The sequence below is a fragment of the Afipia sp. GW822-FHT04G07 genome (genome assembly GCF_058800765.1).
On sequence record NZ_JBXAMP010000002.1, the window covers coordinates 407,658 to 420,123 of the forward strand.

Here is a 12,466-nt window from a genome sequence, read left to right on the forward strand (position 1 = left end):
GCCTGTTTGTCGCTATGCTCTTAAGACGTAGATGGCCCGGCACAAGGCCGGGCATGACGCCGTAGAAAAATTGTAACCTCAGATATGCCGCGTTACTTCTTGTCGAGCGCACCTTCGGCTTTCAGCACCTCGTGCGCGGCCTTGAAGGCCTCGAGGCCTGCAGGAATGCCGCTGTAGACCGTGGCGTGCAGCAGGATTTCCTTGATCTCATCCACGGTGACGCCGTTGACCAGTGCGCCTTTGACATGGAGCTTGAGCTCATTGGGCGCTTTCAGCGCCGTCAGCATGGCGAGATTGAGCATGCTGCGCGTCTTGCGATCGAGGCCGGGCCGCGTCCATGCATAGCCCCAGCACCATTCGGTGGTGATGCCCTGGAACGCCATCATGAAATCGTCGGCCTTGGCGATGCTGTTGTCGACATAGTCCTTGCCCAGAACGTCACGACGGACGGCCAGACCTTTTTTGAATTGTTCGCTTTCGCCGCTCATGACGTCCTCCAGACACTTCAACCAATGATGATTTATCAGCCTTAGCGGCTCTTCGTTGATCCGACAATCGCCTGTTTGCGCGTTGCCGCCATGATCGTCCGGCGGCGTTGCGCCGCCGGACGATCATCGTATCAGGTTCGCCTAGTTCGCCTTCGCGCCCGAGGCCTTGATGACAGGCGACCATTTTGCGACTTCGGCCTTGAGATGGGCGGACAGTGCTTGCGGACCTGCCTGCGCAGGTTTCACAGGCTCCGTGCCCAGTGCGGCCAGACGCTCGATGACTTTCGGGTCCTTCAATGCGGTCTGCAAGGCGTCGCTCAGTTTCTTCTGGACATCGGCAGGCAGTCCCTTGGGCGCCCACATCGCGTGCCACGCAGCCACCTCGAAGCCCTTGAGGCCGACCTCATCGAGGGTCGGCAGATCGGGCAAAACCTTCAGCCGCTCCCTGGTCGTCGCGGCGTAGCCCTTGATCTTGTTTTCCTTGATCTGCATCGTGGTGGTCGTGGTCTGGTCGCACATCACGTCGAACTGGCCGCCGAGAAGATCGGTCATCGCCGGCCCGGTCCCGCGATACGACAAGGCGGTCATCTGCGTATCGATGGCGCTCATCAACATGATCGCGCACAGATGCGACGCCGAACCGATGCCTGCATGGGCATAGGTGACCGCGCTCTTCTTCTGCTTGATCCAGTCGATCAGTTCCTTGGCCGTCTTCGGCTCAAGGCCGGCCTTGCCGACGACCGTCATCGGAACGTCAGCGATGCGGCCGATGGAATCGAAATCGTCGATCACGTTGTAGCGCAGGTTGTCATAAAGAGTCGGCGCGGTCGCCTGCGCGATATGCCAGACCGTCACCATGTATCCGTCGGCGGGAGAGTTCGCGACACGCGTCATGCCAATGGTGCCGCCCGCGCCGCCGACATTCTCGACAATAATTCGCTGACCCAGCGTTTGCCCCATCGATTCCGCGACCAGGCGGGAGACCGCATCCGTTGGCCCGCCCGCAGCGGCCGGAACGATCAGGGTGACCGGACGAGACGGAAAGTCCTGTGCCGTGGCGCGTTCGATGCCGACCGGCAACAGCGCCGTTATCGAGAATACAAGTCCAACGAATAGCTTCCGCATGACGTCCTTCTCCCTGTGCTTTTGTTTCCTTGCCGTGTTCTTGTTTTTGTTCTTTTGACCTTTACCGCTGGCTGGATTTCAGTCCGCTTGATTGTCTCCGATGAGCGCGTCGCACACGGCCTTCGTGACGTCGGCCGTTCGGGCTTTTCCGCCCAGATCCGGCGTGTGCAGCGATTTGTCCGCCGTGACCTTCTCGATCGCCCGCATCAGGCGCGCCGCCGCGGATGGCTCGCCGAGATGTTCCAGCATCATGACACTGGACCAGAACGTGCCGACCGGATTGGCGATGCCCTTGCCGGTGATGTCGAAGGCCGAGCCATGAATTGGCTCGAACATCGACGGAAACTGGCGCTCGGGATTAAGGTTGGCGGTCGGTGCAATGCCGAGCGAGCCGGCCAGCGCCGCCGCCAGATCGGACAGAATATCGGCATGAAGATTGGTCGCGACGATGGTGTCCAGCGTCTCGGGCTTGAGCGTCATACGCATGGTCATGGCGTCGACCAGCATCTTGTCCCATGTGACATCGGGAAACTCGGCAGCCACTTCCGCTGCGATTTCATCCCACATCACCATCGCATGGCGCTGCGCGTTGGACTTCGTCACCACGGTCAGGAACTTGCGTGGACGCGAACGGGCCAGCGCAAAAGCGAAACGCATGATGCGCGCGACCCCTGCCCGCGTGAACATCGACACGTCGGTGGCAACTTCCTCCGGCAGGCCACGATGCACGCGGCCGCCCACTCCGGCATACTCTCCTTCGGAATTCTCCCGGACGATCACCCAGTCCAGTTCGGGACCGGAGACATTGCGCAACGGACTGACGATACCGGGCAGGATGCGCGTCGGCCGCACATTGGCGTATTGATCGAACGGCTGGCAGATCGCGAGCCGCAGGCCCCACAGCGTGACGTGATCGGGCACGTCGGGCGCGCCTGCGGACCCGAACAGGATCGCATCGTGGTTCTTGATCAGGTCGCGGCCATTGTCCGGCATGAACGCGCCGGTTTTCTTGTAGCGGTCCGACCCCCAGTCGAAATGATCGAACGCGAACGTGAACCCGCCATCGCGCTTCGCGCATGCGGTGAGCGCTTCCACACCGGCGGAAATAACCTCGGAGCCGATACCGTCTCCGGGGATGGCAGCAATTCGATAAGTTTTCACGATGACCGTCCGATAGCCGAGAAGAACGCGGGATGGGTAGCCGCCAGCGACCGGGCATTTTGCACCCCCGCCGCCCTCCGGCTGCCAATTTGAGGTGCCATCTTCCATGGAAGATGGTACGCATGTCAAGGTGACGATCCGCGATCCCGGCGAGATTGCGCTTTGCGGCTGTTTCGTTAGGAATCGGCAGATGAATCGCTTGAATGCTCCCGGCGCCCCGCCGCCCGCGAAAACCCAGTCGTTGGTGGCCGATGCCTATGGGATGATGAAGGCCGCCATTCGCGACAACGTTTTCCCGCCCGGCTATCAGGGTTCGGAACAGGAGATCGCGCTGCGGCTCGGCATGAGCCGGACGCCCGTTCATGAAGCCCTGATCCGCCTTCAGGAAGAAGGCCTCGTTCGCGTGCTGCCGAAGCGCGGCGTCACCGTGCTGGCGCTGTCGCCCGGCGACATGCGCGAAGTCTACGATGTTATCATCGCGCTTGAGGGAATGGCCGCGGAGCTGATCGCCGCCATGAGCCCCGCCGCCCGCCGCCCGATCGTTGTCGAACTCGACACCATCAATGCCGAGATGAAAGCCGCCCTGCAACACGACGATCTCGACGCTTGGGCGCGCGCGGATGACCGGTTTCACCGCACGCTGATCGATCGCAGCGGCAATGCCCGTCTCGCCCGGCTGTTCCGCAGCATCATGGATCAATCGCACCGGGCACGCATGATGACCCTGCGGCTGCGCGCCAAGCCGCTGAAATCCATCAAGGAGCATCAGGCCCTTGCCGCCGCCATCAAGAGCGGCGATCCGGCACTGGCGTGTGGCCACGCCCAAAGCCATCGGCGGCGCGCCCGCGACGAGCTTCTTCCGCTGCTGGATCAATTCGGAATGAAGCATCTCTGAGCCGGATGGCCGTTAACAGCTTCGCTGTCGCGAAACAGCCCCACGATTGCATGGGCGCATTCGAAAACTGCACCTGCTCCTGACCGCGGAATTGCGGTTCATATCCGGTATGGATCGCGACTCACGCTGCCGGCACGCCCGATGACGCCACCGTTGAAACCGATGAACACGGCGCTCGGTGTGCTTGCGCTGTGCTTTGCGTTATCAATCATCGGGCGCGGGCTGAGTGAGACTTTCACAGTCTTCCTGCTGCCGATCTCGCAGGGTTTCGGATGGGATCGCGCCGAAGTCATCTCGATTTACTCCGTGGCGGCATTGGCGACCGGCCTCGCCAATCCGGCCGTAGGGCGCCTGTTCGACCACTCAGGCCCCCGGACAGTTTACGCCGTTGGACTGTTGCTGCTGGGCGGCGCATTTTTCACCTCAGCCTTCGCCCAGCATCTCTGGCAATTTCAGCTCACCCTCGGTCTGTGTGTCGGGTTCGGCGCGTCCTGCATCGGCAATGTGCCGAATTCCATCCTGCTCGGGCGATGGTTCGGACCGAGGCTGCCGACCGCCATGTCCGTGGTCTATTCGGCGGCCGGCGCCGGTGTCCTGATCTTGCTGCCGCTGTCGCAGGTTCTCATCGACCATTTCGGCTGGCGCGGCGCGTATCAGATTCTGGGCGGCACGGTGCTCGTCCTGCTCGTGCCTTTGCTGTTGCTGCCCTGGAAGACTTTCGCAACGGGATCCACGACACTGGCAAAATCCACATCGGCCGACGCCAACTATGTCGACTGGACGCTCGTCAGCGCCATGCGTCACCATGCTTTCTGGTCGCTGTTCTTCACGTTCTTTTTTACCGCCGTGGGCATGTTTTCCATTGCGGTACAAATCGTCGCCTATCTTGTCGATGCCGGTTTCCCGCCTTTGCAGGCCGCGACCGCGTGGGGCTTCAGCGGGGTCGTGCTGCTGTTTGGCATGCTGGGGGTGACCTGGCTTGACGGAATCATCGGCCGCCGGCGCTCCGTGCTGTTCAGCTACGCGCTATCGATCATCGGCATCGGCCTGCTCTGGCTGCTGCGCTTCTACCCGAACGTCTGGATGCTGACCGCCTTCGTGGTTTGCTTCGGCAGCATGATCGGTTCGCGCGGGCCGCTCATTTCCGCAACCGCGCTGAAGATATTTCGCGGCGAGCGCGTCGGCACCATCTACGGCACAATCTCCATCGGCAGCGGACTGGGCGCGGCGCTGGGCTCATGGGCCGGCGGCCTGATTCACGATTTCACCGGAAACTACGATGTCCTGCTGGTGTTCTCGCTGGTGAGTGTCGTTCTCGGCATGATCCCGTTTCTTGTTGTCCCCGCGCTGCGGCAGTAATCTCTGCCATCATGCAGGTTGCGTTCGCGACATGCAGTTGCGATCATTGCCCGGACAACAAGACGCCCATCCGAGAGGTTTCGTCATGAGTACCCCGCGCGACGCACCGGATTGGCGCAAGCTGACACAAGAGCAGCTTGATCTCGGCCTGAACAACACGCTTCACGTGCCTGAAACAGCCACCATCGTCGGCGGATGGGAAAAGGCCTCCGCCGAGATGCGCGCCCGCTATCCGCAGTCGCTCGATCTTCGCTACGGCCCGCGCGAGCGCAACCGCATCGACCTCCTGAAAGCGAACACGGGCGGCCCGACGCTGGTTTTCATTCATGGCGGCTACTGGCAGACGCGCGCGAAGGAGAACTTCACGTTCTGTGCCGCGGGTCCCATGAAGCACGGCATCAACGTCGCCTTTATGGGCTACACGCTTGCGCCCGATGCCACGCTGGACCAGATCGTGGATGAGGTCCGCACCGGCATCGACTATCTTGCCGGAGAATTGCCTGCGCTGGGCGGCGATCCCGAGCAGATCGTGGTGTCGGGCTGGTCGGCCGGCGGTCATCTGTCGTCCATGGTGCTCGGGCATCCGCGCATCAAGGCCGGGCTTCTGATCAGCGGCATCTACGATCTCGAACCGATCCGCCACAGCTATCTCAACGCCAAGCTCGGGCTCGACGAAGCCATGAGCCGCCGCAACTCGCCGATGTTGCAACCGGGCGGCGTCAACAAGCCCCTCGTCGTCGTGGCCGGAAGCGGCGAACTGCCGCTGCTGCGCCAGCAGTCCGCCGAGTTTGCAGCTCACCGCGCAACCCACGGGCTGCCTGTCGTGTACGAGGAAATCCCCCGGGCGAACCACTTCACCATGATGGATGAACTGGCGTCGCCAACGGGCCGCCTGACGACGCTGGTCCGCCGGCTCTTTTGAAAGCCGGGCTATCCCGCCGCGAGCGGCATCCGCGTCTCGATGATCCGCGAAAACAGACTGGCTCCGACCGGCAGGATTCCATCGTCGAGAACAAACCCGGGATTGTGCAGCGGCACCGATCCTTCGTGCCCCAGCCAGAAGTACGCTCCCGGCACCTTGAGCAGCATGTCGGCAAAATCCTCGCTCCCCATCTTCGGCTTGGACACGGTCAACACATTGTCGCCGCCGACGACTTCGCGCGCGACATCCGCAACGAATCCCGCCTGCTGCTCGTGATTGATCAGCACGGAAAAGATGTCGCGAATGTCCACGTCAATCTCGACCTGATAGGCTGCGGCGATCCCGGCCGCAATGGTCCGCATGCGTTCGCTGATCTGTTTGCGAACCTTGTCCGAGAAGGTGCGCACCGTGCCGGACAGCTTCGCCTCGCCCGGAATGACGTTGTAGGCCGAGCCCGCATGAATCTGCGTGATCGAAAGAACCGCGGCTTCAGTCGGCTCGACGTTGCGGCTGACGATTGTCTGCAAGGCCTGCCCAAGTGTCATCGCGATCACCACAGGATCTCGCGACATTTCCGGCATCGCCCCGTGACTGCCATAGCCGGTGATGGTGATGTCGAAGAAGTCGGCGCTCGCCATGCAGGCACCCGGAGCGATGGCGACCTGCCCCGGTCCCAGTTGCGGCGCGTTATGCAACCCGTAGACCTCGTCGACCGGAAACTTCTCGAACAGGCCGTCCTTGATCATGGCCCGCGCGCCGCCGAGACCTTCCTCAGCCGGTTGAAAGATGAATGCAACCGTGCCGTCGAAGTTGCGCGTTTCGGCCAGATAGCGCGCGGTGCCCAGGAGGATGGTGGTGTGACCGTCATGACCGCAGCCGTGGAAGCGATCGGGAATCGTCGAGCGCCATGGCAGATTGGTCTTTTCCTCCATCGGCAATGCGTCCATGTCGGCGCGCAGACCGATGCGCTTCTTGCCGCCGCCCTTGCCTTTCAACAGGCCGATCACGCCGGTGCCGCCGAGGCCGCGATGCACCTCGATCCCCCACTGCGCGAGCTTCTCGGCGACGATGCCCGATGTGCGATGTTCCTCGAAGCCGATTTCCGGATGCGCGTGAAGGTCACGGCGGATGGCGATGAGTTCGTCGGCGTAACCTTCGATACGATCGATATTCGGCATGGGTTGCTATCCCGCTTTGATGATTTTTGATCCGGCCTTGCGTCTCACTCCCGGCCGCGTGGCGCGACCGGAGGCCCATCCTTGCATCTCATGCGAGACTGGCCAAGAGCCCTGCCATCAGACGGCCGCGCTCAACGAGGCTATCGACTTCGATATGCTCGTTCAGCGTGTGATAGTCGGCGCCGCGAAGACCCAGACCGTCCAGCGTCGGCAATCCCATCGCGCCCGTGAAGTTGCCATCGGAACCGCCACCCGAACTGCCGTGTATCAAATTGAGACCGAGCTTCTGCGCGACGGCGCGCGCCTGCTCATACAGCGCAATGGTTCCGGCATCCGGTTCCCAAACCGGCCGGGTCACACCGCGCGTGACCGTAAAGCTCACATCGTTGCTCGTGCCGGACAGCGCCAGCATCCGCTCGACGCCGTGGTCCAGATCGGATTGACGTTTCGCCATGCTGAGCGCTTCGCCGCGGCAACTCGACGCCACGCAATTCACCCACTGCCCGCCATGAACCACGCCGACGCTGAACGTGCAGTCCTCGCCCGTCATGCCGTCGATGGCGATGATCTGCCGCGCCATTTCACGGATCGCGGAACGCCCGGCCGCGAGCGTCGCGCCGGCATGGCTTGGTTTTCCCGCAGCTTCCAGATTGAACCGCGCGATCGCGTAGCGCCCGGTGATGACGCCTGAATTCTTGAACGCGGGTTCCGGCACCAGCACATATTTATTGCGGGAGGCTTCGGCTTCGATGATATCGCGCGTGCTGGGTGTGCCGACCTCCTCGTCGGGCGTGAAGAGAACAGTCACGGGAAGCGGCGTTGCGATGGCCGCCTTCTGCAATTGCCGGATCGCCTCGAGCGACGCGTAATTGCCGCCCTTCATGTCGAGAATACCGGGGCCATAGCATTTGCTGCCTTCACGCCGCCACGGCAGCTTCTCCAGCGTGCCGACGGGATGAACGGTGTCCATGTGCCCGGCGATCAGGATGCCCGGCTCTCCCTGCCGGGGATGGGGAAACCGCGCGCGGATGCATCCGCCAAAGCCTTGACGTCCCACAATGGTTTCGATCGACGCACCGGCAATCGCCATGTCGCGCGCCGCGAGCGCAAGCATCCTGTTGACGGCGGCGGCATCCCATGTCGGGCTCTCGCACTCCACCCATGGGCGCAGGCCCGTCAGCATCGTATCGACATCGAACGGCAGCGAGGCGGGATCGATCACGGCGTGTCCTCTTGTTTTGCTTTTAGCGGAGGAAGCAGACGCCCCGCGCTGGGATCGTTGCAGGTTCAGCCGCCAATTCAAATGCAAACTTGAGGGACCTGCTGCGAGTTTGGCGATGTTGCGCGCGCAAATGAGATTGCGTAAGCAGATCGCGCCAATATAGGGGTTTACGATGTTGATTTGCGCTGCAGCAAAGGTGCGTTTGTGAAGCAATCCATCGTCGCGATGCCACCCTCCAATGCGAAAGCCGCGAGTTGGATGGCCGGCTGGCTTACCCTGATGCTGATCATGCTGGTCGCGGGCCGCGAGGCTGCCCGCGAGGTCAACGTTTTCCAGATCCTGGAAATGCGTTCGGTCATCGGCCTCCTGATGCTTTATCCGCTGGTTCACATGAGCGGCGGCCTTGCCGGCATGAAGACGGCGCGCCCGATGCAGTACATCGGCCGCAACATCATTCATTACGGAGCGCAGTACGGCTGGTTTCTGGCGCTGACGCTGATTCCGCTGGCGCAGGTGGTGGCCATCGAATTCACGATGCCGATCTGGACCGCCCTGCTCGCGGTCAGCTTTCTCGGCGAGCGCCTGAATGTCTGGAAAATCCTGGCCATCGTGCTGGGACTCGTCGGCGTCGTCATCATCGTGCAGCCCGGAGCCGCCGAGATCAGCCCCGGTCAGCTCATCATGGTCATGGCCGCCATCGGCTTCGGCATTTCGGTCGTCATGATGAAATCGCTCACCCGCACCGATTCGGTTGTGGTGATTGTGTTCTGGATGATCGTCATCCAGTCCGTGATCGGATTGATTCCGGCCATCTACACCTGGAAATGGCCGTCCGCGCACGTCTGGCCGTGGATCATCGTGATCGCATTCTGCGGCACCTATTCGCACTACTGCATGACGCAGGCGATGCGTTATGCCGATGCCACGGTCGTCGTGCCTATGGATTTTCTCCGGGTGCCGCTGAGCGCCGCCGCCGGCTGGCTGGTCTATTCCGAGCGGCTTGACGCCGCGACCGTGATCGGCGCGGCGCTGATCCTGACCGGAAACCTGCTCAACCTGAAACGCTCGGCCTCGGCGCGCACGGCAACAACGTAAGGTCCGTCAGGCCGCGCTCTTGTTGTCGACCGATAGCACGCCGCGCCGGATCTGATCTTCCTCGATGGATTCGAACAGCGCCTTGAAGTTGCCTTCGCCGAATCCGTCGTCACCCTTGCGCTGGATGAACTCGAAGAAGATCGGCCCGATGGCGTTGGCAGAGAAGATCTGCAACAGCACCTTGGTGTGGCCGCCATCCACCACGCCCTCGCCATCGATCAGGATGCCGTTCTTCTGCAACCGCGCGACATCCTCGCCGTGCTTCGGCAGCCGCGCGTCGATTTTCTCGAAGTAGGTTTCCGGCGGCGGCGGCATGAACGGCAGCCCGTCTGCCCGCAGCTTTTCGATGGTGCGATAGATGTCCTTCACACCACAGGCGATGTGCTGAATGCCCTCGCCGCGGTAGATATTGAGATATTCCTCGATCTGCCCGGAATCGCCCGCATCCTCGTTGATCGGAATTCTGATCTTGCCGTCGGGACTGGTCAGCGCGCGCGAGAACAATCCAGAGGCCCGGCCCTCGATATCGAAGAAGCGGATCTGCTTGAAGTTGAACAGCCGCTCGTAGAAGCCGGTCCAGACGTCCATCCGTCCGCGATGCACGTTGTGAGTGAGGTGGTCGAGATAGAACAGTCCCGCGCCGTCCGGACGTGCATCCCTCGCACCGAGCCATTCAAACTCGGCGTCATAGGCAGACCCCTTCGCGCCATAGCGATCGACGAAGTACAAAAGACTGCCGCCAATGCCCTTGATCGCCGGAACATCGATCGTCTTGCGAGCGGACACCTCATCCGCCGGCTCCGCGCCGAGCGACAGCGCCCGCTCATAGGCCTGCTTCGCATCGACCACGCGGAACGCCATCGACGGCGCGCAGGGTCCATGCGCAGCGACAAACTCGAAACCGTGGGTGCCGGGCTGCTCGTTGACGAGATAATTCACCTCGCCCTGACGATAGACGGTGATCGCCTTGGTCTTGTGCTTGGCGACGGCGGTAAACCCCATCAGGCGAAACAGGGCATGAAGCTGCTCGGGCTCGGGATGGGCATATTCGACGAACTCGAAGCCATCGGTCCCCATGGGGTTCTGTGCGGAAATAACGGCGGCCGGTGCATCGTGCGGAAACGGACCCATGACGGTCTCCCTTGAAAAGCCTGGCTGACGGCTGTCTACTTCCAGCATCGTGCGCCGCTTTTGACGCAATGTACGTGCAAAATCAGGCTAGAAATGCCATAATGACGCATACTTTGTGCATGAAAGAGAGATTTTACGCATGATTTCGCTCGACGGTTTTGACCTCAAAATCCTTGCCGCGCTCCAGGACGATGGCCGCCTGACCAACCAGCAACTGGCCGATCTCGCCGGTCTCTCGGCCTCGCAATGCTCGCGCCGCCGCACGCGGCTGGAAGACGAGAAGATCATCGCAGGCTATCACGCCGACCTCGCCAGCGAGGCGCTTGGGTTCAACGTGCTGGCGTTCATCCAGATCACGCTGGCGACGCACTCCCCCAACAACGCCAAACGCTTTCGCGACCTGATGCGGCGGGTCGACGACATCCAGGAAGCATATTCGCTGACCGGCGATGCGGATTATCTGCTGAAGGTGGTGCTGAGCGATCTCAAGAGTCTGTCGGACATCGTCAACAATGTCCTGATGCCGCATGACAGCGTGGCGCACGTGCGCTCGTCCATCGTGCTCGACCGGTTGAAAACGACACGCAAGCTGCCGCTGCGGAGGCTCGCGAGTTAGACCGACGGCAGGATAGTGCCTTCGACCTCGCCGAAGCCGATGCGGTAGCCATCGCCCTGGCACCAGCCGCGCATGGTGAGCGAGTCGCCGTCCTCGAGAAATGCGCGCTGCTCGCCGCTCTCGAGCGTCATCGGCTCGGCGCCGCCCCAACTCAACTCCAGCATGCTGCCGCGCTCGCCCTTCTCGGGACCGCTGATGGTGCCGGAGCCAAGCAGATCGCCGACATTCATCGCGCAGCCGCTGGATGCATGATGCACAAGCTGCTGCACCGACGACCAGTACATGTACTTGAAATTCGTGCGGCTGATGCCGGCCGGCTTGTTCATTTTCTCCGTGCGCAGATCGACCGCGAGCTGAACATCGTAGTTCTGCGGCTTGGCCTGCTGCAGATAGGACAGCGGCTTCGGGTCCTGCGCCGGACCGCTGACCAGAAACGGCTCCAGCGCCTCGCGCGTCACGATCCACGGGCTGATTGAAGTGCCAAACGCTTTCGCCTGAAACGGCCCGAGTGGCACGTACTCCCACGCCTGAATGTCGCGCGCGCTCCAGTCGTTCAGGAGCGTGAAGCCGAAGATCATCTCCTCGGCCTGCTGCTCGGTCAGCATCTCGCCCATCGCGGACGCCTGCCCAATCACGACGCCCATCTCCAGTTCGAAATCCAGCCGCTTGCACGGACCGAATGTCGGCAGATCCGCAGTCGGCGGCTTGAGTTGTCCGCGCGGACGGCGGATCGGCGTGCCGCTGACCACGACGGTCGATGCACGGCCATTGTAGCCGATGGGAATCGACAGCCAGTTCGGCATCAAGGCGTTGTCCTTGCCGCGGAACATGATGCCGACATTGGTCGCGTGTTCCTTCGACGAATAGAAATCGGTGAAGCCTTGGACCTCAATCGGCATGTGCATATCCGCGAAGTTCCGCGGAATCAGGACACGCCTCCTTAGTTCAGCGTTGTCGCGTAGCTCAGGATGATCGTGCCGCAACAACTCACTGATGCGTGCGCGGGTCTTCGTCCACACCTTCGGTCCCAGAGCCATGAAGGTATTCAGCGAGGGCTTCGCGAAGACAGCTGTGGCATCCTCGAAACGGATTAATCCCGCCGCTTCCAGCGCCGCCAGATCGAGAACGAAATCGCCGATGGCCACACCCACGCGCAGGTCCGGCTGCTCGGGGGTGAAGAACACGCCATAAGGCAAATTCTGGATCGGAAAATCCGACGACGCATCGACGTCGATGAAAGAGCGCAGCCTCGGATCGTTCGGGTGCATCGTGTC

The 12,466-nt window shown here is 61.9% G+C and carries 12 protein-coding genes; 5 read left to right on the forward strand and 7 right to left on the reverse strand.

Translation table 11 applies throughout. From position 1 onward, the window contains the following. Positions 1-92: 92 nt before the first annotated feature. From AC1RKJ_RS21555 to AC1RKJ_RS21565, 3 genes are all read right to left on the reverse strand, one after another. A complete protein-coding gene (locus tag AC1RKJ_RS21555) occupies positions 93-488 on the reverse strand; it encodes a carboxymuconolactone decarboxylase family protein (RefSeq protein WP_492793164.1) in 396 nt (131 codons plus the stop codon). Between the two features lie 141 nt (positions 489-629). Continuing rightward, on the reverse strand, positions 630-1,613 hold the full coding sequence (locus tag AC1RKJ_RS21560) for a tripartite tricarboxylate transporter substrate-binding protein (protein ID WP_492793165.1): 984 nt from the start codon (positions 1,611-1,613) through the stop codon (positions 630-632). Between the two features lie 78 nt (positions 1,614-1,691). Next, positions 1,692-2,774, reverse strand: a complete 1,083-nt coding sequence (locus AC1RKJ_RS21565; protein ID WP_492793166.1) for a tartrate dehydrogenase — start codon at positions 2,772-2,774, stop codon at positions 1,692-1,694. A gap of 190 nt (positions 2,775-2,964) precedes the next feature. Here AC1RKJ_RS21565 and AC1RKJ_RS21570 point away from each other — a divergent pair, with 190 nt between their 5' ends. The 3 genes from AC1RKJ_RS21570 to AC1RKJ_RS21580 all read left to right on the forward strand — a co-directional run bounded on the left by AC1RKJ_RS21570 (position 2,965) and on the right by AC1RKJ_RS21580 (position 5,950). After that, positions 2,965-3,669 (forward strand): GntR family transcriptional regulator, encoded by a 705-nt coding sequence (locus tag AC1RKJ_RS21570; RefSeq protein WP_492793167.1) that lies wholly within the window; start codon positions 2,965-2,967, stop codon positions 3,667-3,669. Positions 3,670-3,810: 141 nt separating this feature from the next. Next, positions 3,811-5,028, forward strand: coding sequence for an MFS transporter (locus AC1RKJ_RS21575; RefSeq protein WP_492793168.1), 1,218 nt, complete (start codon positions 3,811-3,813; stop codon positions 5,026-5,028). A gap of 85 nt (positions 5,029-5,113) precedes the next feature. Beyond that, entirely contained in the window at positions 5,114-5,950 is an 837-nt protein-coding gene (locus AC1RKJ_RS21580) for an alpha/beta hydrolase (protein WP_492793169.1), read from the forward strand. 8 nt (positions 5,951-5,958) lie between these two features. Here AC1RKJ_RS21580 and AC1RKJ_RS21585 read toward each other — a convergent pair whose 3' ends face one another. Further along, entirely contained in the window at positions 5,959-7,128 is a 1,170-nt protein-coding gene (locus AC1RKJ_RS21585; RefSeq protein WP_492793170.1) for a M20 aminoacylase family protein, read from the reverse strand. An 88-nt stretch (positions 7,129-7,216) separates the two neighbouring features. Next, a complete protein-coding gene (locus tag AC1RKJ_RS21590) occupies positions 7,217-8,347 on the reverse strand; it encodes a M20/M25/M40 family metallo-hydrolase (protein WP_492793256.1) in 1,131 nt (376 codons plus the stop codon). Between the two features lie 228 nt (positions 8,348-8,575). On the opposite strand from AC1RKJ_RS21590, the gene AC1RKJ_RS21595 reads away from it, so the two are divergent. Continuing rightward, a complete protein-coding gene (locus AC1RKJ_RS21595) occupies positions 8,576-9,445 on the forward strand; it encodes a DMT family transporter (protein ID WP_492793258.1) in 870 nt (289 codons plus the stop codon). A 6-nt stretch (positions 9,446-9,451) separates the two neighbouring features. Here the strand turns inward: AC1RKJ_RS21595 and hppD are convergent, their stop codons facing one another. Further along, positions 9,452-10,576: a 4-hydroxyphenylpyruvate dioxygenase gene (gene hppD / locus AC1RKJ_RS21600; protein WP_492793171.1), complete on the reverse strand. Its 1,125-nt coding sequence runs from the start codon at positions 10,574-10,576 to the stop codon at positions 9,452-9,454. Positions 10,577-10,715: 139 nt separating this feature from the next. Here hppD and AC1RKJ_RS21605 point away from each other — a divergent pair, with 139 nt between their 5' ends. Further along, entirely contained in the window at positions 10,716-11,192 is a 477-nt protein-coding gene (locus AC1RKJ_RS21605) for an Lrp/AsnC family transcriptional regulator (RefSeq protein WP_492793172.1), read from the forward strand. Here AC1RKJ_RS21605 and fahA read toward each other — a convergent pair. Beyond that, entirely contained in the window at positions 11,189-12,460 is a 1,272-nt protein-coding gene (gene fahA, locus AC1RKJ_RS21610) for a fumarylacetoacetase (RefSeq protein WP_492793173.1), read from the reverse strand. The two genes, AC1RKJ_RS21605 and fahA, sit on opposite strands and share 4 nt — an antisense overlap. Between the last annotated feature and the right edge of the window lie 6 nt (positions 12,461-12,466).